The 25,523-nt window shown below is 70.5% G+C and carries 25 protein-coding genes and 2 riboswitches; of the genes, 14 read left to right on the top strand and 11 right to left on the bottom strand.

The features are described from left to right. Positions 1 to 37: 37 nt before the first annotated feature. From IWX63_RS07855 to IWX63_RS07840, 4 genes are read right to left on the bottom strand one after another with little or no spacing between them, the layout of a single operon-like run. Positions 38 to 1,276, bottom strand: coding sequence for a substrate-binding domain-containing protein (locus tag IWX63_RS07855; protein ID WP_199277798.1), 1,239 nt, complete (start codon positions 1,274 to 1,276; stop codon positions 38 to 40). Then, positions 1,276 to 2,370, bottom strand: coding sequence for an ABC transporter permease (locus IWX63_RS07850; protein WP_199277604.1), 1,095 nt, complete (start codon positions 2,368 to 2,370; stop codon positions 1,276 to 1,278). The genes IWX63_RS07855 and IWX63_RS07850 overlap by 1 nt, the downstream gene beginning before the upstream one ends. Next, entirely contained in the window at positions 2,367 to 3,443 is a 1,077-nt protein-coding gene (locus IWX63_RS07845) for an ABC transporter permease (protein ID WP_199277603.1), read from the bottom strand. The genes IWX63_RS07850 and IWX63_RS07845 overlap by 4 nt, the downstream gene beginning before the upstream one ends. Further along, complete coding sequence (locus IWX63_RS07840; protein WP_199277602.1) at positions 3,440 to 4,957, bottom strand: sugar ABC transporter ATP-binding protein; 1,518 nt, start codon at positions 4,955 to 4,957, stop codon at positions 3,440 to 3,442. Before IWX63_RS07840 ends, IWX63_RS07845 begins: the two co-directional genes overlap by 4 nt. A gap of 121 nt (positions 4,958 to 5,078) precedes the next feature. Here IWX63_RS07840 and IWX63_RS07835 point away from each other — a divergent pair, with 121 nt between their 5' ends. The 3 genes from IWX63_RS07835 (at position 5,079) to IWX63_RS07825 (ending at position 8,251) form a co-directional block, all read left to right on the top strand. Beyond that, positions 5,079 to 6,290 (top strand): ROK family transcriptional regulator, encoded by a 1,212-nt coding sequence (locus tag IWX63_RS07835; RefSeq protein WP_334685748.1) that lies wholly within the window; start codon positions 5,079 to 5,081, stop codon positions 6,288 to 6,290. 348 nt (positions 6,291 to 6,638) lie between these two features. Beyond that, positions 6,639 to 7,211, top strand: coding sequence for an orotate phosphoribosyltransferase (pyrE, locus tag IWX63_RS07830; protein ID WP_199277601.1), 573 nt, complete (start codon positions 6,639 to 6,641; stop codon positions 7,209 to 7,211). Positions 7,212 to 7,249: 38 nt separating this feature from the next. Then, positions 7,250 to 8,251 carry a thioesterase domain-containing protein gene (locus IWX63_RS07825; protein ID WP_199277600.1) on the top strand — a complete coding sequence of 334 codons (1,002 nt, stop codon included), beginning with the start codon at positions 7,250 to 7,252 and terminating at the stop codon, positions 8,249 to 8,251. Positions 8,252 to 8,257: 6 nt separating this feature from the next. Here the strand turns inward: IWX63_RS07825 and IWX63_RS07820 are convergent, their stop codons facing one another. Continuing rightward, positions 8,258 to 9,037, bottom strand: a complete 780-nt coding sequence (locus IWX63_RS07820; RefSeq protein WP_199277599.1) for an HAD-IIA family hydrolase — start codon at positions 9,035 to 9,037, stop codon at positions 8,258 to 8,260. Positions 9,038 to 9,123: 86 nt separating this feature from the next. Between IWX63_RS07820 and IWX63_RS07815 the strand changes: the two genes are divergently transcribed. From IWX63_RS07815 to IWX63_RS07795, 5 genes are all read left to right on the top strand, one after another. After that, complete coding sequence (locus IWX63_RS07815) at positions 9,124 to 9,783, top strand: TrmH family RNA methyltransferase (RefSeq protein ID WP_199277796.1); 660 nt, start codon at positions 9,124 to 9,126, stop codon at positions 9,781 to 9,783. 93 nt (positions 9,784 to 9,876) lie between these two features. After that, the gene (gene fbaA, locus IWX63_RS07810) at positions 9,877 to 10,896 is read left to right on the top strand and encodes a class II fructose-bisphosphate aldolase (protein ID WP_199277598.1); all 1,020 of its coding nucleotides are present in this window, start codon (positions 9,877 to 9,879) and stop codon (positions 10,894 to 10,896) included. A gap of 4 nt (positions 10,897 to 10,900) precedes the next feature. After that, positions 10,901 to 11,320 carry a DUF3151 domain-containing protein gene (locus IWX63_RS07805; protein WP_199277597.1) on the top strand — a complete coding sequence of 140 codons (420 nt, stop codon included), beginning with the start codon at positions 10,901 to 10,903 and terminating at the stop codon, positions 11,318 to 11,320. Positions 11,321 to 11,525: 205 nt separating this feature from the next. Next, a complete protein-coding gene (locus tag IWX63_RS07800; RefSeq protein ID WP_199277596.1) occupies positions 11,526 to 11,729 on the top strand; it encodes a helix-turn-helix domain-containing protein in 204 nt (67 codons plus the stop codon). 261 nt (positions 11,730 to 11,990) lie between these two features. Beyond that, a complete protein-coding gene (locus IWX63_RS07795; RefSeq protein ID WP_334685747.1) occupies positions 11,991 to 12,704 on the top strand; it encodes an oxygenase MpaB family protein in 714 nt (237 codons plus the stop codon). A gap of 128 nt (positions 12,705 to 12,832) precedes the next feature. On the opposite strand, the gene IWX63_RS07790 is transcribed toward IWX63_RS07795, so the two are convergent. Further along, positions 12,833 to 13,435 carry a hypothetical protein gene (locus tag IWX63_RS07790; protein ID WP_199277594.1) on the bottom strand — a complete coding sequence of 201 codons (603 nt, stop codon included), beginning with the start codon at positions 13,433 to 13,435 and terminating at the stop codon, positions 12,833 to 12,835. Positions 13,436 to 13,673: 238 nt separating this feature from the next. Between IWX63_RS07790 and IWX63_RS07785 the strand changes: the two genes are divergently transcribed. Then, positions 13,674 to 14,960: an adenylosuccinate synthase gene (locus IWX63_RS07785; RefSeq protein WP_199277593.1), complete on the top strand. Its 1,287-nt coding sequence runs from the start codon at positions 13,674 to 13,676 to the stop codon at positions 14,958 to 14,960. Positions 14,961 to 15,037: 77 nt separating this feature from the next. On the opposite strand, the gene IWX63_RS07780 is transcribed toward IWX63_RS07785, so the two are convergent. Continuing rightward, positions 15,038 to 15,826, bottom strand: coding sequence for a SurA N-terminal domain-containing protein (locus IWX63_RS07780; protein ID WP_199277592.1), 789 nt, complete (start codon positions 15,824 to 15,826; stop codon positions 15,038 to 15,040). 80 nt (positions 15,827 to 15,906) lie between these two features. Next, positions 15,907 to 16,413, bottom strand: coding sequence for a DUF427 domain-containing protein (locus tag IWX63_RS07775; RefSeq protein ID WP_199277591.1), 507 nt, complete (start codon positions 16,411 to 16,413; stop codon positions 15,907 to 15,909). Positions 16,414 to 16,493: 80 nt separating this feature from the next. On the opposite strand from IWX63_RS07775, the gene IWX63_RS07770 reads away from it, so the two are divergent. The 3 genes from IWX63_RS07770 to IWX63_RS07760 all read left to right on the top strand — a co-directional run bounded on the left by IWX63_RS07770 (position 16,494) and on the right by IWX63_RS07760 (position 19,743). Further along, positions 16,494 to 17,300, top strand: coding sequence for a carbon-nitrogen hydrolase family protein (locus tag IWX63_RS07770; protein ID WP_199277590.1), 807 nt, complete (start codon positions 16,494 to 16,496; stop codon positions 17,298 to 17,300). Positions 17,301 to 17,629: 329 nt separating this feature from the next. Next, positions 17,630 to 18,184: an RNA polymerase sigma factor gene (locus IWX63_RS07765; protein WP_199277589.1), complete on the top strand. Its 555-nt coding sequence runs from the start codon at positions 17,630 to 17,632 to the stop codon at positions 18,182 to 18,184. Next, on the top strand, positions 18,181 to 19,743 hold the full coding sequence (locus IWX63_RS07760) for a hypothetical protein (protein ID WP_199277588.1): 1,563 nt from the start codon (positions 18,181 to 18,183) through the stop codon (positions 19,741 to 19,743). Before IWX63_RS07765 ends, IWX63_RS07760 begins: the two co-directional genes overlap by 4 nt. A 65-nt stretch (positions 19,744 to 19,808) precedes the next feature. Here the strand turns inward: IWX63_RS07760 and IWX63_RS07755 are convergent, their stop codons facing one another. Beyond that, a complete protein-coding gene (locus tag IWX63_RS07755; RefSeq protein ID WP_199277587.1) occupies positions 19,809 to 20,321 on the bottom strand; it encodes a CoA-binding protein in 513 nt (170 codons plus the stop codon). Further along, positions 20,318 to 21,697, bottom strand: a complete 1,380-nt coding sequence (locus IWX63_RS07750) for an O-acetylhomoserine aminocarboxypropyltransferase/cysteine synthase family protein (RefSeq protein WP_334685727.1) — start codon at positions 21,695 to 21,697, stop codon at positions 20,318 to 20,320. Before IWX63_RS07750 ends, IWX63_RS07755 begins: the two co-directional genes overlap by 4 nt. A gap of 91 nt (positions 21,698 to 21,788) precedes the next feature. Continuing rightward, positions 21,789 to 21,893, bottom strand: a riboswitch (SAM riboswitch). Between the two features lie 134 nt (positions 21,894 to 22,027). On the opposite strand from IWX63_RS07750, the gene IWX63_RS07745 reads away from it, so the two are divergent. Next, positions 22,028 to 22,243 carry a hypothetical protein gene (locus IWX63_RS07745; RefSeq protein WP_199277586.1) on the top strand — a complete coding sequence of 72 codons (216 nt, stop codon included), beginning with the start codon at positions 22,028 to 22,030 and terminating at the stop codon, positions 22,241 to 22,243. A gap of 117 nt (positions 22,244 to 22,360) precedes the next feature. Continuing rightward, positions 22,361 to 22,544, top strand: a riboswitch (cyclic di-AMP (ydaO/yuaA leader). 3 nt (positions 22,545 to 22,547) lie between these two features. After that, positions 22,548 to 23,483: a LysM peptidoglycan-binding domain-containing protein gene (locus IWX63_RS07740; RefSeq protein WP_199277585.1), complete on the top strand. Its 936-nt coding sequence runs from the start codon at positions 22,548 to 22,550 to the stop codon at positions 23,481 to 23,483. Between the two features lie 89 nt (positions 23,484 to 23,572). On the opposite strand, the gene acs is transcribed toward IWX63_RS07740, so the two are convergent. Beyond that, complete coding sequence (acs, locus tag IWX63_RS07735) at positions 23,573 to 25,522, bottom strand: acetate--CoA ligase (RefSeq protein ID WP_334685726.1); 1,950 nt, start codon at positions 25,520 to 25,522, stop codon at positions 23,573 to 23,575. Position 25,523: the final 1 nt, after the last annotated feature.

The raw sequence follows: 25,523 nt of genomic DNA, 5'->3' as shown, positions 1-25,523 counted from the left end.
CTGCCTCCTTCCTGCTGCTGCTGGGGGTACCGCGCGGTCAGGGGATCTGGCGTTCCTGCCAGACCTCCGGATACCCCGGCAGGTCCTCCCCGCCGAACTTGGCGTAGTGGCCGTCCGGCATGCCCTCGTTGGCCGTCAGGAACGCTGCGCGTTCGTCCTCGGTGATGGGCGACTGGGGAAGGACCCACTCCGCCGGGATCTCCTCGCCCTTGAAGATCTTCTCGAGCGCCAGCAGCGGAGTCCGCCACTGGAAGTTCGAGTAGACGGGCGCGAGGGCGTCGATGCCGGTCTCGTCCCACTTGCGCAGGAAGCTCATCTCGTCCTCGCCCGTCATGACGGGCAGGTCGGCCCCGGCGTCCTCGAAGGCCTCGATGGCGGCGACGGCGCCGTCGCCGGCGTCCATCCAGACGCCCTGGACGTCGCCCTTGGCCAGCTCGTCGGCGATGATCGACTTGATCTCCACGGGGTCCGCCCCGGTGAAGTAGTCGACGGCCTCGATGCCGTTCTCCTCGAAGATGCGTTCGGCGGCGGCCCAGCGCTGCTCGAGGACATCGACGCCGGGGAGGATCCGCAGGGCGACCACCTTGTCTCCCTCCCCGAGCCGTTCGCTGAGGAACTCGGCCGTGTCGATGCCCCACGCGAAGCCGCCGATGGGATGGATGAAGGTCACGGGGCAGTCGGTCTGGACGCCGCGGTCGAACACGATGACCGGTTTCCCGGTCTCGCACGCACGCTCGACGGCGGGTGTCATCGCCGCCGTCGAATTGGGCGAGATGATGAAGGCGTCGCAGTCGCCGTCGGAGATGAAGTAGTCGATGTCGGCGATCTGCGTGTTGTCGTCGTCCTGCGCGTCGCGCGTCTCCATCTCGGAGATGACCCCGGAGTCCTGCAGCACCTTGAGCTGCTGGTTCATGGTGATCCAGCCCGTCTGGCGCCACGGGTTCGAGATCGACGCGTTCGAGAAACAGGCCTTCCGGGGTCCTTCGGCGGCGAACGCCGAGGTGTCCGCCATTTCGCCGTCGATGTACTGCACGTACGGCTGCGCGGGATCGCCCTCGAAGGTGGCCGAGCGCTGTTCGTCCTGCGTGTCGTAGACGGCCTGGTCGAACCACTCCGTGCTGTCCTCGGTGGGCTGCTCGGCCGCTGCCGACTCGCCGGCCGCCGCGCCTTCGGAGGCCGGTGGGTTCTCGATGGATGAATCGGTGGTGCAGGCCGTCAGGGTGAGCAGCGTCGTCGCTGCGATCACCGTGACCTTGCCCAGGATGCTTCCACGCATCATGTTCCTCCCTCAGTGGTGCCCGGTGTGGGCTGTGGTGGTGCTATCGGACGGTGCAGGTCATGGGCTTGCGTACTGGAACCGCGCCGCTTGCGCTGCCAGGTCCGGGCGGCCGCGGCGACCGCGACGATGATGATCACGCCCTGCACGCTGTCCCGCCACGTGGACTGGACGCCGAGGAAGTTCAGGAGGGTGAAGAGCAGCTCGAGCGCGAAGGCCCCCGCGGCGGCCGACAGCACCCAGCCGCGGCCGCCTCCGAGGACCACCCCGCCCAGGACGACGGCGGTGATGGCGGTGAACTCGTAGCCCTGGCCCACGGAGGGGTGCACTCCCGCGTAGCCGACGAGGATCACACCGGCCACGGTGGCCGCGAGCGAGGACAGCATGAAGGCGCGGGTGCGGACCCACCAGACCGGTGCACCGGTCAGGGCGGCGGCCTGCGCGTTGTCGCCGACGGCGATCAGGGTGCGTCCGTAGGGCCGGCGCATGAGCCAGAAGGCGCCCGCCGCGATGATCACGAGGAGGAGGACGGGATAGGGGATCACCTCGAGGACGGGGACGTCCCGGATACCGCCGCGGCCGATCTGGCGGAAACTGTCGGCGGGGTTCCCCGTGGCGGCACCGCCGGTCCAGTACAGGACGAGGCCGAGCAGGGCGAGCATCATGCCGAGTGTCACGATGAAGCTCGGGACCTTCAGCAGGGTGGTCACGAGGCCGTTGACGAGTCCCACGCACGCGCCGAACACGATCATGAGGGCCAGGACCGGCACGGTGCGCGATTCGTCCTGGCCGACGAGGTTGCCGGCGATGATGACCTGCGCCGTGACGACCGACCCCATGGACAGGTCGAACTCGCCGGCCACGATGACGAAGTACTGGCCGATGGCGGCGATGGCGATGGGAGCCGTCCGTCCGATGAACCGGATCAGGGATCCCGGCTCGCCGAACGAGGGATTGGCTGCGAGGACGGCGATCAGCAGGACGGCGACGAGGACGAAGATCGCCCCGCTCGGCGAGCGGAGCGCGCGGAGCAGTCGTTCCCCCCGCGGGGACCGGTCCTGTTCGAGGACGGCGCGTCCGGTGGCCACGCTCATGCGGACACCCCGTTCCGCGCCCCGCGGCCCGCGCCGTCGGCCGGCCCGTCGTCGTCGTGCTGCGACGACGCGGCACCTGGGGGAGGACCCGCACTGTCCGGGACAGCTCCGCGCCCGAACCGGGCCTGGCGGTGCACGACGGTCCGCCGCGCATAGACGGCGACCGCCACCACGATCACGACGCCGCGGACGACGTCCTTGAGGAACGGGTTGACCTGCAGCACGCTCATGATGTTGTCCAGCATGGCGAAGATCAGGACGCCGCCGAGGGTCCCCACGAGGGACCCCTTGCCGCCGGCGAGGAGGGTGCCGCCGAGCACGACGGCGGCGATCGAGAGCAGGTCGTAGCCGCCCTGCGAGCCGATGGTCGGGCTGCCCACGCCGAGCCGGGCGGCCAGCAGCAGTCCCGCCAGGCCGGCCAGCATGGAGCAGATCACGTGGGCGGCGACGACCGGGGTCGCGGTCCTGATACCGGACATCCTCGCGACGGAGGCATCACCGCCCACGGCGTATATCGCGTGCCCGAGACGCGTGGTGTTCAGCATGAGCAGGACGACGGCGGCGCACGCGAGCATGATGAGGGTCGAGACCGGGACAGGGCCGATCCCCGTGGCGCCGACGAGGCGGAAGGCCAGCGGGGCCTGGCCGGAACTGCCCTGGTAGTTGGAGCCGAGGTAGCCGCTGATGATCAGGCCCATCCCGAGGGTGGCGATGAAACCGTGGACCTTCAGCCCGGCCACCACCGCACCGTTGGCAAGGCCGATGAGCCCGGACACGACCAGGGCGGCGAGCACCGCGGGGAGGATGTTGCCCGGCTGGTTCGCCATGATGCCGGCCCCGATCAGGCTCGAGAGGCTGATGACGTACGGCACGGAGAGGTCCAGGCTCCCGACGAGGATCACGAGGGTCTGCCCGATGGCGATGAAGCCGAGGATGCTGGTCCCCGTGAGGATGTCGGAGATGTTGCCGGGGCTGAAGAAGCTGCGGCCCGTCGAGCCCACGAGGATGGTGCCCGCGATGACCGTGAGCAGGGCCACGAGGTAGACGATGTGCGTCGAGGTCAGGCGGTTCACGAGGGGACCCCCCGGGCTCCTGTCGCCAACTGGAGGACCTGCTCCTCGGACGCGCCCGCCGGCACCTCTCCTGCGATGCGGCCGTCCCGCATGACGATCACCCGGTCCGACATGCCGAGTACCTCGGGCAGTTCACTCGAGACCATGAGGATGGCCTTGCCTTCCCGCGCCAGGCGGCGCATCAGGGTGTAGACGGCGACCTTCGCGCCGACGTCGATGCCGCGGGTCGGCTCGTCGAGCAGCACGACCTGCGGATCGATTGCGAGCCACTTGGCGAGGACGACCTTCTGCTGGTTCCCGCCCGAGAGGTACTGCACCTCCTGGTCGAGGTCCCGTGCGATCACCTCCAGGGACGAGAAGACGGCGGGCGCTCGGCGGCGGGCCGCGGCCGTGCGGCGCGGATGGACGGACCGCACGATGCTCAGTGCATTGTCGATGATCGACTGGTTCAGGCTGAGGCCCTCGGCCTTGCGGTCCTCGGTGATGAGGGCGACGCGGTGCCGGATGGCCTCCCGCGGGGAGGCCGGCCGGTGGTCGCGTCCCCCGAGTGTCACGGTGCCGCGGGTGAAGGGTGCTGCGCCGAAGACCGCGTGGACGAGCTCGGACCGGCCCGACCCCTGGAGCCCGGCGACCCCGACGATCTCGCCGGCCCGCAGCGTGATGTGGACGTGGTCGAGCTGGTCGTTGCCGGCGCCGTGGACCTCCAGCAGGAGTTCGCCCGCGGTGGTGCCCGGCAGGGGATCGGGGAAGAACGCGGAGATGGGCCTGCCGACCATGGCCCTGACGAGTGAGGCGTCATCCATGTCCGCGGCGGGCGACGACGTCACGACGCGCCCGTCCTTGAGCACGGTGATGGTGTCGCAGAGGTCGAAGACCTCCGTCAGACGGTGGGAGACGTAGAGGATCGCCGTACCCCGTTTCCGGAGCCGGTCGACGATCGCGTAGAGGAGCTCGACCTCGGGGCCGGCCAGCGCGGCCGTCGGTTCGTCCATGGAGATGATCCGGGCGTCGTAGCTGACGGCCTTGGCGATCTCGACGATCTGCTGCTGCGCCACCGAGAGCGAACTGATCACGTCGGTCGGCCGGATGCTGGTGATGCCGAGCTCCTCGAGCAGCGCCACGGTGTCCCTGGTCATGGCGCGTCGGTCCACGAGGAGCCCCTTCCTCGGCTCCCGCCCCAGGTAGATGTTCTGCGCCACGGTGCGCTCGGGCAGCAGGTTGAACTCCTGGAAGACGGTGGAGAGCCCCGCGCGTCGGGCCTGCAGCGGATGGGTGAAGCTGACGGGCTGTCCGTCGATCTCCACCATCCCGGCGTCGCGCACGTGCACGCCCGCGAGGAGTTTCATCAGGGTGGATTTGCCGGCCCCGTTCTCACCGACGAGTCCGTGGACCTCGCCGGGGAAGAGCGTCAGTGACGCGTCCTGCAGTACCGGCACTCCGAAGAAGCTCTTCGAGAGTCCGGTGACGTGCAGGATCGGAGCCGGTTCCCTGCTGCTGCTGACGTCGTCGTCCACGCGCCTACTGTGACATGGACCACCTACTTCTGTCGAGGAACACACAAAAGATGGTGTTGATGGCAGGCAAAGACGCTCGTGCTTTACTGGAAGTGTGTCCTTCCTGCAGCCGGCACCGGCACTGACGAGCCACGGCGCTCCGCGCCCGCGGACCCCTGTTCCGCAGCCGTCGGGCGCCAGCGAGATCTTCCAGGTCCTGCGCGACGGCCGGCCGCGGACGCGCGCCGAGCTCGCCCAGATCACCGGCCTCGCCCGCTCCACGGTCGCCGCCCGGGTGGACATCCTCATGGGCCTCGGCCTGGTGTCGCCCATCGGCGGTGCTGCCTCAACGGGGGGTCGGCCGCCGTCCCTGTTCGCGCTCAATCCGTCGGCGCGCGTGGTGATCGGCGCGGACCTCGGGGCCACCCACGCCGTCGTCATCCTGACGGACCTGGCCGGCGAGGAGCTCGCGCGGGAGCGGCAGGACATCAGCATCGCGGACGGGCCCGACGCCGTCCTCGGCTGGCTGGTCTCGGCCATCGGCAGGCTCCTGCGGTCGGCGGCCCGCGGCGCCCGGGACCTGGCGGCCATCGGCATCGGGCTGCCCGGCCCGGTGGAGCACGACACGGGGCGCCCGATCAATCCGCCGATCATGCCGGGCTGGGACAGGTTCGACGTCCCGGGGCTGGTCCAGGCGAGCTTCGACGTCCCCGTGCTCGTCGACAACGACGTCAACATCATGGCGCTGGGTGAACAGAGCAGCAACTGGCCTGACGTGGGCGACCTGATGTTCATCAAGGTGGCCACCGGTATCGGCGCCGGCATCATCTCGGGCGGCGTGCTGCAGCGCGGGGCGCAAGGCACGGCCGGCGATCTGGGGCACGTCCGCGTGGCAGCCGGGGGAGAGGCCCCGTGCCGCTGCGGGAACACCGGCTGCCTCGAGGCCGTGGCCAGCGGTCCGGCGCTCGCGGCTGCGCTCGGCGGACCGGCACGGCCGGGCCTCACCGGCAGCCAGGACGTGATCGACCTGGTGCGTTCCGGTGATGCCACAGCCCTCCAGGCCATCCGGCAGGCGGGCCGGGACATCGGTGACGTGGTGGCGATGTGCGTCAACCTCGTCAACCCCTCGGTCGTCGTGATCGGCGGCTCGCTCGCCCAGGCCGGCGAGCACCTGCTCGCCGGGATCAGGGAGGTCGTCTACACGCGGTCGCTGCCGCTGGCCACGGAGCACCTGCGGATCGTCCCGTCGGTGTCCGGGCAGAGCGCGGGTGTGGCGGGCGCGGCGGTCCTGGCGATCTCCCACGTCCTGTCCCCGGAGGCGATCGACGCCGCGAGTGCATCGGCGGGTGAGTGACCGGCATCGATCGTTCCTTCGTGGCGGGGGCTTAGCCGCGCCGAGGGGCGTATTGATCCGGGACACGCTGCCGGAAGTGGCCTGACGCGGCTGAATGACCCCACGACCTCCCGGCGGGAGACGCCCTGCCGGAGCAGCCGGCCTGTCCCGGCGATCAACCCCGTGCGATGCAGGGCGACGGAAGGCTGTGGCCTGTCGCGACACACCGGCTGAGGCAGCCCGACTCCTCTCGAAGACCCCGGAGGGGGATGCGGTCGGCCGCCGCAACGCCGCCGATCCGGGCCGATGACCCCGGCGTCGACCCGGACGTGACGCGTGAGGAGGGCCACCCCTCGATAGACTTGGCGTATGACCGCCGAGACCACGCCGACCGCCGACCGCTCCCGCCTCCTGGAGCTCATCAAGGAACTCGCCGTGGTCCACGAGCGCGTCACGCTCTCGAGCGGGGTCGAGGCCGACTACTACATCGACCTCCGCCGCATCACGCTCCACCACGAAGCGTCCGTGCTCGTGGGCCGCGTCATGCTGCAACTGCTCGACGACGCCGGGATCGCGTTCGAGGCGGCGGGCGGCCTGACGATGGGCGCCGATCCGGTGGGCACCGCCGTGATGCACGCCGCCGCCCGGGCAGACCGCCCGATCGACGCCTTCGTGGTCCGCAAGACCCAGAAGACCCACGGCATGGCCCGCCAGGTGGAGGGGCCGGACGTGTCCGGCCGCCCCGTCGTCGTGCTCGAGGACACCTCGACCACGGGCGGATCGGCCCTCACCGCCGTCGAGGGCGTCCGCCGCGCGGGCGGGGATGTGCGCGCCGTCGCCGTGATCGTGGACCGCGACACCGGGTCCAAGGAGCGCATCGAGTCCGAGGCGGGAGTGCCCTACCTCTTCGCCTTCGGCAAGGACGAGCTGGGCCTCGCCTGACCGGGACCCCCGCGCAGGAGCATGATCCGGAGATCCGCGTGCAGGACGACGACGGCAGGGCGCTCCGGCGGGCGCGTGACTTCAGCGAGTCCTCCCGCCGCTCCTTCCTGATCGGGTCCGCCGCAGCCGCCGTGGTGGCGGCCGACCTCGTCACCACGCGCGTCATCCAGTCCCAGCGGGACCAGACGCGCATCCTCCCGCTCGACGACGAGGAGGCCCGCGCGCGATTCCCCAACGACCGCTGGGTCCTCTTCCCCGGCTACAAGACGAGCTGGGAGGAGGGGCTCTGGATCCTCAACTCGCTGCGCCCGGCGCTGTCCAGGCGGGCGCAGATGGCGGTGATGGGCTACTCCAACCGCGGCCTGGACATCAACAACGTCGTGGCCACCATGAACCGCTACGTGGACAACTTCCGGCTCGAGAAGCTCTACTTCTACGGCCACAGCTTCGGCGGCATGGTGGCGGTGGAGGTCGCGGCGCGCCTGCGTGACCGCGGCATCCCCGTGGAGCTCGTCTTCCTCGACTCCTCGCCCTCCAGCCGCTTCGACGTCCGCGACCAGCGCATGTTCGACGGCGTGGTGATGCTCTACGAGGCGGGGGTGCGGGTGCCGATCAGCCTGCGCGGCACGTACGAGCTCGGTGAGCGGATCGTCCACAAGAACGAGCGCACCTGGAGCCAGATCGTGGACCAGACGCTCGAGCAGCTCTCCCCGCTCGCGCCGAGCAGCGAACTCATCCAGACCGAGTCCTCGTACATCTACCACTTCGACGTCTCGCGGTTCAGGCTCTCCCTCGGCGACACGACAGTGGTCTTCGCGGGCAACCCCCAGGACGGCGTCGTCGACTACGCGACGGCCCGGTCCGGCTGGGCGCGCTCGCTGCCGGACAATGTGGTCTCGGTGGACCTCCGGACGGACGGCGCCCTGCCCGCGCACGCCAGTCCGCAGTGGAACCCGGTGATCTACCAGCGTGTCGTCTCGGCCGTGCAACGCGAGTACCTGCCGGTGCCGCGGGGCGGCGGCCTGAAACGCTTTTTCTGAACCGGGCTAGACCTGGTCGATCAACTCCGCCACCGAGCCGCAGATCTGCGCCGGCCGGAAGGGGTAGGCGTTGATGTCCTCGGGCCGGGTGATGCCGCTGAGCACCAGGACCGTGTGCAGGCCCGCCTCCATGCCGGCGATGATGTCGGTGTCCATGCGGTCGCCGATCATCGCCGTGGTCTCGGAGTGGGCGTCGATCCGGTTCATCGCGGAGCGGAACATCATCGGGTTGGGCTTGCCCACGATGTACGGATCGCGGCTCGTCGCCGCCGTGATCATGGCCGCGATGGCGCCCGTCGCGGGCAGCGGGCCCTCCTTCGAGGGGCCGGTGACATCGGGGTTGGTGGCGATGAACCGCGCGCCGTCGAGGATGAGGCGGACGGCCTTGGTGATCGCCTCGAACGAGTAGGTGCGGGTCTCGCCGAGCACCACGTAGTCGGGATTCGTGTCGGTGAGGACGAAGCCGGCCTCGTGCAGCGCCGTCGTCAGTCCTGCCTCGCCGATCACATAGGCCCGCCCTCCCGGCAACTGGTCCTGCAGGAACTGGGCCGTGGCCAGCGCCGACGTCCACAGGTTCTCCTCCGGGATCTCGAGCCCGGAGGCCTTCAGACGCGCCGCCAGGTCGCGCGGCGTGTAGATCGAGTTGTTCGTCAGGACGAGGAAGCGCTTCGAGGTGGCCACCCACCGCTCGATCAGCTCGGCCGCGCCCGGGATGGCCTGGTTCTCGTGCACCAGGACGCCGTCCATGTCCGTGAGCCAGCACTCGATGTGTTCGTTCTCGCGCATGGGGCTTCCTTCCAGAGTGTGCGGGGAGCTGCCGCTGCCAGTCTCCCACCTTTGGTGCCGTCTACGCTTGAACGGTGAATGAACCCCTGCCGGAGACTCCCGACCGCATCGACGCCCCCGCGCACGAGACCCCCGGCCCGGCCGTCGGGGTAGGGCCCTGGGAGGGTGACCTGCCCGACGGCGAGCACTGGGACCATGACCTGCTCACCTCCGGTGACACCCGCAACGTCGTCGACGCGTACCGGTACTGGACGCACGAGGCCATCGTCGCGGACCTCGACGAGCGCCGGCACGACTTCCACGTGGCCATCGAGAACTGGCAGCACGACCTCAACATCGGCTCCGTGGTGCGGACGGCGAACGCCTTCCTCGCCCGGGAGGTCCACATCATCGGACGACGCCGGTGGAACCGGCGCGGCGCGATGGTCACCGACCGCTACCAGCACGTCCGCCACCACCCGACCGTCGCGGACTTCACCGCCTGGGCGGCGTCCGAGGGGCTGGCCGTGATCGGGATCGACAACTTCCCGGACTCCGTGCCCCTGGAGACCTATGACCTCCCGGAGCGCTGCGTGCTGGTGTTCGGGCAGGAGGGCCCGGGCCTCACCCCGGAGGTCCACGAGGCGGCCGAGGCGACCCTCTCGATCGCGCAGTTCGGATCCACGCGGTCCATCAACGCGTCCGCGGCCGCCGCGATCGCCATGCACGGCTGGGTGCGCCGGCACGTGTTCGGCCAGCCCGTCTGAGCCCGCCGTCATCCCTGCCGGCGCCCCCTGCGCCCGGCAGGTCCGCTCGCTAGGATGAAGCGAAGCACTCACCACCACGAAGGAGTCCTCAGCATGCCTATTGCAACCCCTGATGTTTACGCCGAGATGATCGACCGCGCGAAGGCGGGTGGCTTCGCGTTCCCGGCCGTGAACGTGACCTCCTCGCAAACCCTCAACGCAGCGATGCGCGGCTTCGCCGAGGCGGGCTCCGACGGCATCGTGCAGGTCTCCACGGGCGGCGCGGCGTACTGGTCCGGCGCGAGCGTCAAGGACATGGTCGCCGGCTCGCTCGGCTTCGCCGCCTTCGCCAAGGAGGTCGCGAAGAACTACGACGTCAACATCGCCCTCCACACCGACCACTGCCCGAAGGACAAGCTCGACGACTTCGTGCTGCCCCTGCTCGCCGCGTCCGAGGAGGCCGTGAAGAACGGCCGCGACCCCATCTTCAACTCGCACATGTGGGACGGCTCGGCCGAGACCCTCGAGGAGAACCTCCGGATCGCCCGCGAGATCCTGCCCCGCGCCGCGGCCGCGAAGATCATCCTCGAGGTCGAGATCGGCACCGTCGGCGGTGAGGAGGACGGCGTCGAGAACGCCATCAACGACAAGCTCTACACCACGGTCGAGGACGCCCTCTCGACCATCGACGCCCTCGGCGCCGGCGAGCACGGCCGCTACATCACCGCCCTGACCTTCGGGAACGTGCACGGCGTGTACAAGCCCGGCGGCGTGAAGCTGCGCCCGGAGATCCTCAAGGAGATCCAGGACAAGGTGGGCCAGAAGCTCGGCAAGGACAAGCCGTTCGACCTCGTCTTCCACGGCGGCTCCGGCTCCTCGGACCAGGAGATCGCGGACGCCGTCTCCTACGGCGTCATCAAGATGAACATCGACACGGACACCCAGTACGCGTTCACGCGTCCGGTCGCGGACCACATGCTCCGCAACTACGACGGCGTCCTCAAGGTCGACGGCGAGGTCGGCAACAAGAAGACCTACGACCCCCGCGTCTGGGGTGCAGCCGCCGAGGCGGGCCTCGCCGCGCGCGTCGTCGAAGCCGCAGCCGCCCTCGGCTCCGCCGGCAAGAAGCTCTAGCGCCATGTCGGACGAGTTCCGCAAGAACCTGCTGGGCCCCGAGCCCACCCTCCTGCCCGAGGAGACCGACGTCGTCGGGCGCCTCGCCGCGGGCGACGAGGCCGTCGACCTCGCCGCCATGCACCCGACGTCGTCGCTCGTGTGGGCCGTCCTCGCGGACGAGGCGTACGCCGAGGGCCGGACCATCGAGTCCTACGCCTACGCGCGCACCGGGTACCACCGCGGCCTCGACGCGCTGCGGCGCAGCGGCTGGCGCGGCGCCGGGCCCATCCCGTACTCGCACGAGCCGAACCGGGGCTTCCTCCGGGCCCTCTTCGCCCTGGGCCGGGCCGCCGCCTCCATCGGCGAGATCGAGGAGGCCGAGCGGATCGCGGCGTTCCTCAGGGAATCCGACCCCGAGGCGAGCGCGCAGCTCGCCGGCTGACCTACCCGGACGGGATGACAGGAGAGACGGGTTCCGCTGCGGCGAGCCCGTCTTTTCCGTCGTCCCGGGCCAGTATGCGGCGCCGCCCTACTCGGACGCGGGTAACCATAAACGAGTAGTGCTGGTTCTTGTGCCGCTGTTACCAACGCGGCCAATGTTAAAGACTCCACGCACGGTGGTGAGGCGGATGGGAGTAGTGGTGAGCATGGCTACGAATGTGAGTACCAGTGAGCTGTACACGGTGGCGGAGGTCGCCGCCATGATGAGGGTGTCGAAGATGACCGTCTACCGCCTGGTGCAGGCCGGGACGATCCACAGCATCAGGTTCGGACGCTCCTACCGGGTGCCGCAGAGCGCGGTGCGGCAGTACATCGATTCGACGAACTCCGGGTCCGACTACTCCATCTGATCCGCCCGGCGGCCGCGCCGGCCACGGCGGTGGTACGGTCCTCCGTGGAGGCCCTGCCCAGGGCGCCCGACCACCGACCGGGACTGTCCGCGTGGGTGGACGCCGACGGCGACAAGAGCTTCGAGGGCGCCGGATCCGACGGCGGCGCTCCGGGCGGACAGGACAGCATGAGCGGCCTGGCCCGGTTCTTCCCTCCCGCGCCCGCCCCCGGGGTCAACCGGGGACGCCGGTCTCTTCGGCCCGGGCTCGACGGCGTGGTGCATCGCGCGCGAGCGGCTGGTCATGGCGGGCGGGCCGGCGGCACTCCTGCTGCAGGTGGCGCACCCGCTGGTCGGCGAGGGCGTACGGGCCCACAGCGGCTTCGCCACCGATCCCCTGCAGCGACTGCGCGGAACCCTCGACGCCGTCCTCACGGTCACCGGGACGCTGGCCCATCCCGGCGGCCCGTCGACGCCCGCCGGGACCCCCTACAGCGCCACCGATCCCGGGCTCGCGCTCTGGGTGTTCGCGACGCTGGTGTGGACGGCGCTGCAGGTAACGGACCGTTTCCTGCGCCCGACGACGGCGGAGGAGCGCGACGCCTACTACCGGGACATGACCCGGCTGGCCCACCTCTTCGGCGTGACGGATGCCGTGCTGCCCGAGGACTACCGCGGCCTGGAACGCTACGTCGTCGAGCAACTCCGGGGAACGCTCGACGCCGGTCCCACCGCACGCCTGATCGCCCGGCAGATCCTCGCGCCGGAACCACCGATCATTCCGGTGCTGCTCCGGCCGCTGCCCTCCATCCTGGCGGCGGGCATCCTGCCGGCGCGCCTGCGGGAGGGCTACGGCCTTCCGTGGCGGCGTCGTGAGCGTCTGGTGTTCGCCGTCCTCCGGCGGGCCACCCGGCTCGTGGTGCCCCTGCTCCCCGGCAGCGTGCGCTACTGGCCGCACTACCGGGTGGCGCGGGACCGAATCCGCCCGGGCCGCTGAGCCGGTGTCCGCGACCCGGGTGCGTCGTCGTGCACGCGTCTCGCGGAAGCCGTCGCCGGACAGCGGCGTGGCGGGCCTCGACACGCGGTTCAGGGGTCCGGGACGCGTGCGCAACGGCACGAACCCCGTCACTCCCCGGGGCGGCGGATGGTCGTCGTCACCGTCACCAGCTGCGGGCGGGGCGGCGCCGAGCTGAAGCCGAACCGGACGGGCGGGCTCACCGGGGCCAGGGTGCCGAGGTCCGAACCGCGCCACGTCGCCGTCACGCCGTGGACGGCACGGGCCGACGTGACGCCGTAGTACTCGGTGCGGCCCTGCCCCGCGGAACCGGCCGTCGCCACGCCCTTCACCAGCAGCGAGGCCACGGGATTGATCAGGGCGAGCCACCGGGGATGCGTGGCGAGGCGACGCGGGACCAGGCCGAGGAGCCGCCCGAGCAGCGTGACGCCGCCGAGCCCGGCGAGGACCTGCAGGTCGCCGGCGTCGACGACGAGCCGGCCGCCCGCGAGGGCCGAGGTGATGGGGGTGAGCACCACGTCGTCGAACGTGTACGTGGCGCCGACGTAGTCCGCGATCTCCGCGGTGGGTGCGACCAGCGTCCGCCGCCCCTGCGCGTCCTCCATCATGACGTCGGTGAAGGAGCCGAAGGGCGAGGTGTCCCACCGGCCGATCACCAGGCGCGTACCCGAGGCGGTGCCGATGCCGGCGATGTGTCCTTCGAAGCGGTCCATGCCCCCATTGTGCCGCGGGCGTCCGGTTCGTCCCGCCTGCGACGGGAGGACCGGCCGCAACGGAACCGCAACCGTCACGGACGAAGCTTTTGCGGCGCTCCCCGGGCCCCTCGGCTAAACTCGGACGGTAAGAGCCCCAGTGGCCGCACCCTGCGTGCGACCGGTTGGGGCGTTCTGATGCACGGCGTACTTTCCGCGGTTGCGCGAAAGGGACCCGTACCGAATGGGGGAGGATCCCATGCCAGCAATCGTCATTGTCGGAGCCCAGTGGGGCGACGAGGGTAAGGGCAAGGCCACTGACCTGCTGGGCGGCCGGGTCGACTACGTCGTGAAGCCGAACGGCGGCAACAACGCCGGGCACACCGTGGTCGTCAACGGCGAGAAGTACGAGCTGAAGCTCCTCCCCGCCGGCATCCTCAGCCCCAACGCCGTGCCGATCATCGGCAACGGCTGCGTCATCAACCTCGAGGCGCTGTTCGAGGAGATCGACGGGCTCGAGGCCCGCGGCGCGGACACCTCGAAGCTGCGCGTCTCCGCCAACGCCCACCTCGTGGCCCCCTACCACCAGGTCCTCGACAAGGTCACCGAGCGCTTCCTCGGCAAGCGCGCGATCGGCACCACCGGCCGCGGCATCGGCCCGGCCTACATGGACAAGGTGGCCCGCCTCGGCATCCGCGTCCAGGACGTCTTCGACGAGTCGATCCTGCGCCAGAAGGTCGAGGGCTCCCTCCAGCAGAAGAACGAACTGCTGGTCAAGGTCTACAACCGCCGCGACGTCGAGGTCGAGGAGGTCGTCTCCTACTTCCTCTCCTTCGCCGAACGGCTGCGGCCCCTCGTCATCGACTCCACGTTCGTGCTCAACGAGGCACTCGACGCCGGCAAGGTGGTCCTCATGGAGGGCGGCCAGGCGACCTTCCTCGACGTCGACCACGGCACCTACCCGTTCGTGACGTCGTCGAACCCCACCGCCGGCGGTGCGTCCGTCGGCTCAGGCATCGGCCCCACGCGCATCTCGCGCTCGATCGGCATCATCAAGGCGTACACCACCCGCGTGGGCGCCGGTCCCTTCCCCACGGAGCTCTTCGACGAGATGGGCCTGTACCTCCAGAAGACCGGCGGCGAGTTCGGCGTCAACACCGGCCGCCCGCGCCGATGCGGCTGGTACGACGCCGTGCTGGCGCGCCACGCGTCGCGCGTCAACGGCTTCACGGACTACTTCGTGACGAAGCTCGACGTCCTCACGGGGATCGAGAGCATCCCGGTGTGCGTCGCCTACGACGTCGACGGCGTGCGGCACGACGAGATGCCCATGACACAGACCGAGTTCCACCACGCCAGGCCCATCTTCGAGTACTTCGACGGCTGGACCGAGGACATCACGGGTGCCCGGACCGTCGAGGACCTGCCCGACAACGCGCAGACCTACGTGCGGGCGCTCGAGAAGCTCTCGGGGACCCGGTTCTCGGCCATCGGCGTGGGCCCGGACCGCGACCAGACCATCGTGGTCAACGACCTGATCAACTAGCCGGCCCACCACGCGACAGCGGCCCCCTTCGTCCTGCGAAGGGGGCCGCTGTCGTCCGGGTCGGTGCCGGTCCGGGACTACAGGTTGACGGTGATGTCCGCGCCGTCGCGCAGCTGCGCGATCAGGGCCTGGGCCGCCTCGGACGTCTTGCCGCCCGTGAGCTGCTCCTCGATCTGGTCCCGCACCTCGTCGAGCGGAGGCAGCGGCGTCGCGGTGGCCCCGCTGGCCTCCTGCTGGGCCTTCGCGGCGTCGTAGGCCTCCTGGATCTCCTGATCACTCGGCGTCGTGTCGCCGGCCTCTTCCGCGAGCAGCGCATCGAGCTTCACCTGGTCGGCGAGCTGGGAGTCGAACTCGGCGTCGTCGAGCCCCTGCTCGGAGAAGGCGGCGCGCAGCTCCTCCTCGGAGCCCAGCTGGCTGGTCTCCAGCAGGTTCGCGATCGCCGCGGCCCGGGCCTCGGGCGTGGCCTCGATGCCGCGCTTGTCCGCCTCCTGGCGCAGCAGTTCGGTGCTCACGAGATTGTCCGCGACGGTGGTCTTCAGCAGGCCCTGGTCCACCTCCTGGCCGCCGGCCTGCGCCTGGGCGACCGCCTGCGGGAACTGGCCCTCGTACGCCGTGGTGAACTCGTCCCGCTTGATCTCGGTCCCGTTGACGACGGCGACGACGTCGGGCACGCCCTCGAGGTCCGGCTCGGGCTGGGCGGCGGCGTCTCCGGCGGCGGCGGACTCGTCCGCAGCGGGGGCCGTGCTCGACGCCGCCGCGCCCTCGGGTTCGTCGCCCGCGGCGCCGCACCCGCCGAGGACCGCGATGGAGCCGACGAACGCGGCGGCGAGGAGCCGCCGGCCCAGGATTGTTCCCTTGATGGTCATTCTGAGCCTGTCCTTGCGTTGCGTGCGATGGTCAGCCTGCGACTATAGCGGTGCCACCTGAACGTGCGCTGGACGAGCCGCTACCAGCCCCAGGTCCCCGCGCCGCCCTTGAACGGGCCGACGATCGCCGAGGTAATCCACCCGCCGTAGAAGTCGCCCTCCTGGGCCTGCACCCGCTCGCCGTCCACGGTGCACCCGTCCATCCGCGAGGGGTAGAGCGCTGCGCGGGTGGCCAGCTCCTCGTACCCCCGCACCGGGGCGGGGTACGTCCAGGCACCGCGCGGGCTGCGGGCGGCCCCGGCGACGACGTCGAAATAGCTCGCGGCACCCTTGAACTCGCAGTGCGTGGTGCCCTCGACCGGCACCAGGACCCCGGGCGCGAACTCGTCGATCGGGAGGTAGTAGACCGGCGGATGGCTCGTCTCGAGGACCCGGACGGCGTTGTCCGTGCTGATGATCAGCTGCCCGCCGAAGCGCACCTCGATCCTCGCCGTCATCCGCTCCACCCGCGGCGGCCTCGGGTAGTCCCAGACGGATTCCTGGCCGGGGCCGGGCTCCACGCGCTGTCTCTTCAACGGGTTCCTCATGGGATGAAGGCTACTCCGGCGTGCTGGACGGGAGTCTGTACGCTGGACGGAAGGTGTCATACACACGTGAGGGCGGGAACATGTTGGTCAGCGTTGGTCAGTTCAGGCCCGGTGGGGACGCCGCGGCGAATCTCGCCGTGATGCGGGACCTCGCGGCGGAGGCCGCCGCCGAGGGCTCGGAACTCATCGTCTTCCCCGAGGAGTCGATGTTCACGGTCGGCCGGGTCGAGGGCTCCCTCCAGCAGGCCGTGGAGGCCACCTGGACCTCCTTCGTCCAGCAGCTGTCCTTCATCGCGGCCGCGCACTCCATCGCCGTCGTCGCCGGGGGTTACGAACCCAGCGGCGAGGAGCGGCCGTTCAACACGCTCGTCCTCGTCGACGGGACCGGCCGGATCGTGGACACGTACCGGAAGCTGCACCTGTACGACGCCTTCAGCTACCAGGAGTCCACGCGCATCAAGCCCGGCGACGGCGGGGTCAAGGTGGCCCGGATCGGCGGTCTCGGGGTGGGGCTCATGACCTGCTACGACATCCGGTTCCCCGAGCAGGCCCGGGCGCTCGCCGACGCCGGGGCGGACCTCATCTGCGTGCCGGCTGCATGGTTCAAGGGCGAGCACAAGATCGAGCACTGGGAGACCCTGCTCAAGGCACGGGCCATCGAGAACACGGTGTGGGTCGCGGCGGCCGGGACCTCCAGCAGCCACACGATCGGCCACTCCGCCGTCATCGACCCCATGGGGGTCCCGCAGGCACACCTCGAGGATGAGGAGCGCGGCGTCGTCACCACCGAGGTGACCCGACGCCGGGTCGACGAGGTCCGCGAGTTCCTGCCCGTCCTGCGGAACAGGCGCTTCGCGCGGAACGAGACCATTGTCGACGCCCACTGACGCGGAGTCCTCCCGCCCGACGGCCTCCTCCTCCGCGGAGGGGCCGCGGCCCCCGGACCAGGGTTGTCGGGTTCGACGTGTTCAACAAGCGGCGCGCCTCGAACGCCCTGAAGTAGGGCCCTGGAAAGAAATCTGAGAAGAGACGGGACGGGCGTAACTTTTTCCGACCCCCGGTCGATTACCAGAGTGAAAGTGCCGCACCGAGGCTTATCCCCCAACGGGCCCCGGTGCGGCCTTTTTTGCACGTACACGCATGGCCCTCCGCCCTGGTCGGGAGGCGACGGTTACGATGGTGACGCCGTCCCGCTCGAACAAGGAACAGATGAAACGTGGTCCCGACGCTGCCTGATGATGCGCTGACCCGCGCGCAAGCAGGCGAACCGGCGGCCCTGTCCCTCATCTATCAGTCGCTGAGCCCCGCGGTCCTGGGCTATCTCGTGGGGCGCGGATCCGAGGACCCGGAAGCCCTCACCCAGGAAGTCTTCCTCGCGGTCTTCTCCAGACTGGGGTCGGTCACCGGAGGGCTGCCGGGGTTGCGCACGTTCGCCTTCTCCGTTGCCCATGCGCGCTACGTGGACGAGGTGCGGAAGAGGACGCGGACGCCCGTCCTGGTGGGCTACGAGATCGACGGCGATACCCGGACCACCGCATCCGCGGAGGCGGTGGCGCTCGGCAATCTCGACGCCGGAGGGGCCGGCGGGTTGCTCGAGCAGCTCAGCACCGAGCAGCGCGACGTCATCCTCCTGCGCATCGTGGCGGAGCTGCCGATCGACCAGGTCGCGGAGATCCTCGGGAGGTCCGCGGGATCGGTGAAGCAGCTGCAACGGCGGGGATTGCTCAAGCTGAAGGAACTCGTTCAACCCAATGAATCGGAAGCGCTATGACTGGACGTGAGACGCCGTCGCCGGACGCCGTGCTGCATCTCCTCGACGAGGCCGGCATCCCCCCGGACGCCGCCCTGGTGCGCGCCGTGGAAACCATCGGCAGCCTCAAGGCCGGCCCCGCACCCGAGCCGACCGCCGAGCTCGCCCAGCTGATGGCCGCCGGAGGCAAGACACCCGCGGGCCGCCGCAACAAGCGACGCATCACGTTCATCGGCGGAGCCCTGGCCGTGTCGATGGGCGTCGGCATGTCCGGCGTGGCAGCCGGCACCGCCTTCACCGACAGTCTCGGCGAGGCCGTCGAGTCGATCACACGCTTCAGTATCCGGGACAGCGCGGACCGGGCGCACCCCCTTCCCGGTGCACGGGCGGAGCGGGACGAGAGCGTCGTCGCCCCGTTCGTCGACGGCACGGCCCGCTCGCTCGAGGATGCTGTTCCGGCACCGACGGCTGAGGGGGACTCGGGCCCGGCAGCCCACGCCGGTCCGTCCAGTGCGGACACCGGGTCCGTGGCGCACGCCGCGCCGCGCGGACCCGTCGATGCCGCGCAGCTCGTCCCCGTGGACACCGCGCCGGCCGCTGCCGCGGGTGCGCGGGCTGTTGCTGGTCCACCCACGGCAGTCCCTCCTGCCCGTCAGGCACCGCCCGCGGCGTCTCTTCCTGCCGCTCGCCCTGCCGCCGTGCCGCCGGCGGTTTCACCCGTCGCCCCGGCCGGATCCTCGACGGCGCCCGGACAGGAGCGTCGCGCCACGCCGGCGTCGGGAGGCCCCGTGCGTGGTACCCCTGCGCCCGGAACCCCCGTGTCCGGAACCGCAGCACCGGGCAGCCCGGCTCCCGAGGGTCCGGTCTCCAGGAACGGTAAGGCGGGCGGCTCCCAGGTCTCCGGAGACGGTAAGGCGGGAGATCCGGCCGCAGGAAACGGGAACGGTAAGGCGGGCAGCTCGGCCGCAGGAAACGGGAACGGTAAGGCGGGCAGCTCGGCCGCAGGACACGGGAACGCTAAGGCGGGCAGCTCGGCCACAGGACACGGGAACGGTAAGGCGGGCGGCTCGGGTCCCAAGGTCCGGCAGATGAAGCAGGACCGGCAGCAGGCTGCGCCCGGTCCTGAGGCTGACCCACGGGGGAAGGGCGGCTCGTCCGCCGGCGCGCGGGCGACCCCCGCGCCGGAGGGCAGGGTGTGGCTGCTCGCGCAGGCGGACCGTCCTGAGCAGGTCCCGGCCACACCCGTCCACGAGGATCCGGACCAGCTTCTGCTCGGGGAACCCGGTGGAGGCGAGGCGACATCCGTGCCCGACCTGGCCCCCGCGTCCACGCCCGGACCCCCAGCGGAGCCCGTCGAGGAACGGCCGGCGTCCACGCCCGGTTCCGGGCAAACGGAAGAGGAGCAGTCGGCCTCCGGCGGGCCCGCTCCCGAGCAACCCGTCCCAGGGAAGCCGGCGCCTGCGTCCGCCGCGGTGCAGCCAGCGCCGGATGCGCCCGCTCAAGAGCGACCCGTCCCAGGGAAGCCGGCGCCTGCGTCCGCCTCGGAGCAGCCAGCGCCGGATGCGTCCGCTCCCGAGTAGCCAGTCGCGGACCAGCCAGTCGCTGACCAGCCCGCAGGGGTGAGCGCGGGAGGGTTCGATCTCCGCTAGGAGGTGATCTGCCGCTTGGAGGAGATCACACCGGTGTTGAAACCGGCGAGATTGAGCCCGCCGTGGAAGCGTGCGTGCTCGATCTTGATGCACCGGTCCATCACCACGTCCAGGCCCGCGGCTTCGGCCTCGCGCGCGACGTCCTCGTGCCACGATCCCAGCTGCAGCCAGAGCGTCTTCGCGCCGACGTCGAGCGTCTCCTGCAGCACCGAGGGCAGGTCGTCGTGCTTGCGGAACACGTCGACGACGTCGGGCACCTCGGGCAGGTCCTTCAGCGACGCGTAGGCCGGCTGGCCGAGGATCTCCTTCGCCACCGGGTTCACGAAGTACAGGCGGTAGGGGGAGGAGGACTGCAGGTAGGTCGCGACGAAGTAGGACGCCCGCGAGGGCTTGTCCGATGCGCCGACGATCGCGATCGACCGCGCGTTCCGCAGCAGGTTCAGCCGTTCAGGCGCCGTCGGCCCCTCCCAGGTCCGTTCGGGTGTCGCGTTGCCGGTGCTGCCGCTCATGCTCCCACTCCCACTGCCCGCGTTGCCGATGCATCGTCGTCGTCCACTCCGGCCGCTTCCTGCGGCAGGTCCTCGAATGCGGCATCGGAGGCGTTGGCCGCGATGTCCAGGGCCTGGTCCAGGTCCCAGAGGATGTCCTCGAGGTCCTCCAGGCCCACGGAGATACGGACGAGGTCCTCGGGCACGCCCGCCGCGACGAGCTGCTCGGCCGAGAGCTGCTGGTGCGTCGTCGAGCCCGGGTGGATCACGAGGGTGCGGGAGTCGCCCACGTTCGCGAGGTGCGAGGCGAGCTGCAGCGACTCGATGAACTTCTGGCCCGCCTTGCGGCCGCCCTTGATGCCGAAGCTGAACACGGAGCCGGGGCCCTGCGGCAGGTAGGTCTTCGCACGCTCATGGTGGGCGTGGGTGGGGAGCCCGGCGTAATTGACGTACTCCACCCGCGGGTCGGCCTGCAGCCATTCGGCGACGGCCTGGGCGTTCTCCAGGTGCTCGTCCAGCCGCTGCGCGAGGGTCTCCACCCCCTGCAGGAGCTGGAAGGCCGACATCGGCGAGAGTGAGGGCCCGATGTCGCGGAGCTGTTCGGTCCGCAGCTTCGTCAGGAATCCGTACTCCCCGAAGTTCGCCCACCACTGGATGTTGCCGTAGGAGGGCACGGCTTCGGTCATCATGGGGAACTTGCCGTTGCCCCAGTCGAAGCGGCCGCTCTCCACGATCACGCCGCCGAGCGTGGTGCCGTGCCCGCCGATGAATTTGGTGGCCGAGTGGATGACGATGTCCGCGCCGTGCTCGATGGGGCGCACCAGGTAGGGGGTGCTGAGCGTGGAGTCGACGATGAACGGGACGCCGGCGTCGTGGGCGACCTTCGCGAGGCCTGCCAGGTCGGCGATCTCGCCGGAGGGATTCGCGATCACCTCGGCGTAGACCGCCTTGGTGTTGTCCTGGATGGCGGCCGCGTAGTCCGAGGGGTCCGTCCCGGGGACGAAGGTGGTCTCGATGCCGAACCGGCGCAGCGTGACGTCGAGCTGTGTGACCGTGCCGCCGTACAGCTGGGAGGCGGCGACGATGTGGTCCCCGGCCTGGCAGAGCGCCGCGAAGGTGAGGAACTCCGCGCTCATGCCCGACGCCGTCGCCACCGCCCCGATCCCGCCCTCCAGGGAGGCGATGCGCTCCTCGAACGCGGCCACCGTCGGGTTGCCGATCCTCGAGTAGATGTTGCCGTACTTCTGCAGGGCGAAGAGGTTGGCGGCGTCATTGGTGTCCTTGAACACGAACGACGTCGTCTGGTAGATGGGGACGGCCCGGGCCCCGTGGGTGGCGTCGGGAGTGCCGCCGGCGTGGAGTGCGCGCGTGCGGAAACCGAAGGAACGATCTGCCATCAGACACCTGCCTTGCTGGATTCGGGTACTGCGACGGTGGATCGAGGGTCGGGCTGGGTGCCGGAGGCGGCTGGGGGGATGCTCATGATTTCCTCCATCGGTCTGGCGGTAGCACCCTCTTGTCGCCGCGGGAACGCGGAGGCCAGGGTTGCTGCGGCGTCAATGAGCCAGATCTCTCGGCCGCTCGGGATGGTCGGGTCGAGTCTGACACCGAGCCGCTGCAGAACCAAACCATGTGTCCCCGTGTGAGGTCGGCCTTGCGGACGGCGTCGCGCGCGGCGGCGCGGGCACCCGTGCGACGCCTAGGCTGGAGGGGTGGAGGACTGGAGAATGGCGAGCCGTGCACAGGAGCGAAGACTGTGGCAGACGCTCTGGTACGTCGGCGCCGTGCTGACGCTCGTCCTCGCGACCAGCATCATGGTCGCGGCGGGCGCCCCGGGAGCGGCGGTCACGGACTGGTTCTATGTCCAGCAGTCGGTGCTGCTCGCGCTCAGCGCAGTGGGGACGTTCCTCGCCGTCCGTCGCTGGCGGGCACTGCGGGGTTGAGGGGGCACCCTACCTCCCGTTATTCAAATGTGACAAACCGGCAGGGTGCTGGGTAGGGTCGGCACGTGCCTCCGCCACCGTGAGGCGCTCCTGGACGGATTGCCGAGCCCTGCCGCCGACCAAGACTCGCTCGAAACACGAAGGCAGGGACGGGGGAACCACAGTTTTTTTGGGATGCGCCGGGCCACCTGCCGGCCGTCCCTGGGGTTAAGTCGCATCGCATCACCTCTCGGTGATGCCCGACCGGGTGACTCCCATCCGAACCCGACAGCTCACCCCGCAGGCATGGGAGAGGTATAGAACCATGTCACGAAACATCACTTCAGCGCGCCACCGTGCCGACATCGACGGCAATCTCGCGCTGCAGGGCCTGTCCCGCGCCGCCAAGGCTCACGCCACCGCCGTCGGCCGCCCCGTCGCTATCGTCGCCGTCACCTCGGGCCTCGCGCTCGGTACCGTGGGTGCCGCCCACGCCGGTGAGTACACCGAGCAGGGCACGACGACGGCCCCCGCGGTCGTCGCAGCTCCCGCAGCACCGGCGGCACCCGCTGCCGTCGCAGCTCCTGCCGCAGGCGCCACCGCGACGACGCACACCGTCGTCGCAGGCGACACGCTGGGCGCCGTCTCGGCACGCTACGGCGCCGACCTGACCGCGGTCCTCACGGCCAACGGACTGTCCGTCGCATCGATCATCTTCCCGGGCGACACCATCACCATCCCGACGGGCGGCGCCGCTGTGGCCCCCGCCGTCACGGTGTCGGTGCCCGTGGCCGCACCCGCGGCCTTCGTGGCTCCTGCAGCTGCTCCCGCGGCGCCGGTCCAGCAGGCCGCGGTTGTCACCCCCGCTCCGGCCGTGTCCGCGGCTCCCGAGTCGGGCGTGTACCTGGCCTCCGCCGAGATCACCCCCGTCGTAGCCTCCAGCGGCGTCGCGGGCACCCTCCTGGCCTCCGCCCAGTCCCAGCTCGCCGCCGGTGCCATCCAGGACTGCACCATCCTGGTGGAGCAGGCACTGCGCTCCGCCGGAATCGCCGCCGGCGATCTCGGCCCCTCGCAGTTCTTCCAGTTCGGCCCCACCGTGGGAAGCCCCGCCCCGGGCGACCTCGTCATCACCGCCGGCCACGTCGCGATCTACGCCGGTGGCGGCCAGGTCATCAGCAGCGGCATGAACGGGGCGAACCTCACCATGCAGCACTCCCTCTCGGACCTCCCGGGAGCATCCTTCGTCCGGGTAGCAGGCTGACACCGGAACGAACCACACGCGGGAAGCGGCAGGTGCTTGGACGGGGCCCTGCCGCTTCCTTCTTTTAACTCCTCTTCCCCGGAGAAGCGTCAGCGACGGGATAGCACGTCCTGGATCCCGGGGATGCACCCCTCGTTCTGCAGGGACGTGGTGTCCCCGAGCGGCGAGCCCGCGTAGAGCTGTGTCAGCAGGCGGCGCATGATCTTGCCGGAGCGCGTCTTGGGCACATCGGGCACCACGACGACGGCGGACGGCCGCGCGATCGGCCCGATCGCGGCGGCGACGTGGGCGCGGAGCGTCGAGGTGACATCCGTGTCCGGATCCGTGCCCGCGGCCAGCACCACGAAGGCCGCGATGGCATGGCCGGTCAGGGGATCGGGCACGGGGCAGGCACCGGCCTCGGTGACGAGGGGGTGGGCCACGAGCGCCGATTCGATCTCGATCGTGGACAGGCGGTGGCCCGAGACGTTGATGACGTCGTCCACGCGGCCCAGGATCCAGGTGTCGCCGTCGTCGTCGTGCCGCGCGCCATCACCGGCCAGGAACCAGCCCTGCGCGGCGAACGCCCGCCAGTAGGAGTCGAGGTAGCGCTGCGGGTCGCCCCAGACGGTGCGTGCCATGGCCGGGCCGTGCCGGTCCAGGACGATCAGGCCCTGCACGCCCGGGGGGACGGGACGGCCCTCCTCGTCGACGATGCGCGTGCTGACGCCGGGCAGCGCGCGGGCGGCGCACCCCGGCTTGAAGTCGGCATCAGTGGGGCTGGGGGAGAGCACGGTGGCGCCGGTCTCGGACTGCCACCAGGTGTCGACGACGGGCACCTCGTCGCGGCCGAGGTTCCGGCGGAACCAGCGCCATGCCTCGGGGTTGATCGCCTCGCCGACCGTCCCGAGCACGCGGATGCTCGAGAGGTCGTAGGAGCCCGGGACGCCGTCCGGGAACCAGCCCATGAGGGAGCGGACCAGGGTCGGCGCCGTGTAGTAGCTCGTGACGCCGTAGCGTTCGATGACCTCGAGGTGGCGTGCCGCATGCGGCGTGTTCGGGGTGCCCTCGTAGAGCACCTGCGTGGCGCCGTTGGAGAGCGGCCCGTACAGCTCGTAGGTGTGTGCGGTCACCCAGGCGAGGTCGGCCGTGCACCAGTGGACGTCCTGGTCGCGCAGCGCCGGGTCGGGGCTGCTGAAGAGGTGCTCGAAGCTCCAGGACGCCTGCGTGAGGTACCCGCCCGAGGTGTGGACCAGTCCCTTGGGCTTCCCGGTGGTCCCCGACGTGTACATGATGAACAGCGGCGTCTCGGCGTCGAACGCCTCCGGCTCATGGCACGGTGACGCGGTGTCGACAACGTCGTGCCACCACACGTCACGGCCCTCGGTCCAGCCGATGTCCGACCCCGTGCGGCGCACCACGAGGACGTGCTCGATGTTGTTCGTCCCCGCCACCGCGGCGTCGGCGTTGTCCTTCACGGGCACGGCGGAGCCGCGCCGGAACTGGCCGTCGGTGGTGACCAGCAGCTTGGCGCCCGTGTCCTCGACGCGGAAGCGGAGCGCTTCCGCCGAGAAGCCGCCGAAGACCAGTGAGTGCACGGCGCCGATCCGTGCGCAGGCGAGCGTGATGACCACCGTCTCGACGAGGACCGGCAGGTAGACGACCACGCGGTCGCCCGTCCCGATGCCGAGCGCGAGCAGAGCGTTCGCGGCCCGCGACACCTCGTCCTGCAGATCCGTGTAGGTGACGGTGCGACGGTCCCCGGGTTCACCCTCGAAGTGGAGCGCCACGCGATCGCCGCGACCGGCCCGGACGTGCCGGTCCACGCAGTTCGCGGCGACGTTCAGGGTGCCCCCGGCGAACCACTCGATGGTGGGGACGCTGAGCGTCCCGTCCGCCTGCGGCGTCGCCCGCTCGAAGGTGTGCACGGTGTGCCAGGGTGTCGCCCACTCAAGCCGGGCGGCCTGCTCCGCCCAGAACGCGAGGCGCTCGGCCTCCTCCCGGGGCGCGGTCGTCCCGTCCGTCGTCGTGCCTGGATCTGTGTCTGTGTCTGCTCCCACC

The organism is Arthrobacter sp. CAN_A2, from assembly GCF_015752045.1.
Lineage (GTDB): Bacteria > Actinomycetota > Actinomycetes > Actinomycetales > Micrococcaceae > Arthrobacter_D.
Note: the sequence above shows the minus strand (reverse complement) of the source record. Positions and strands in the feature narration are given on the sequence as shown.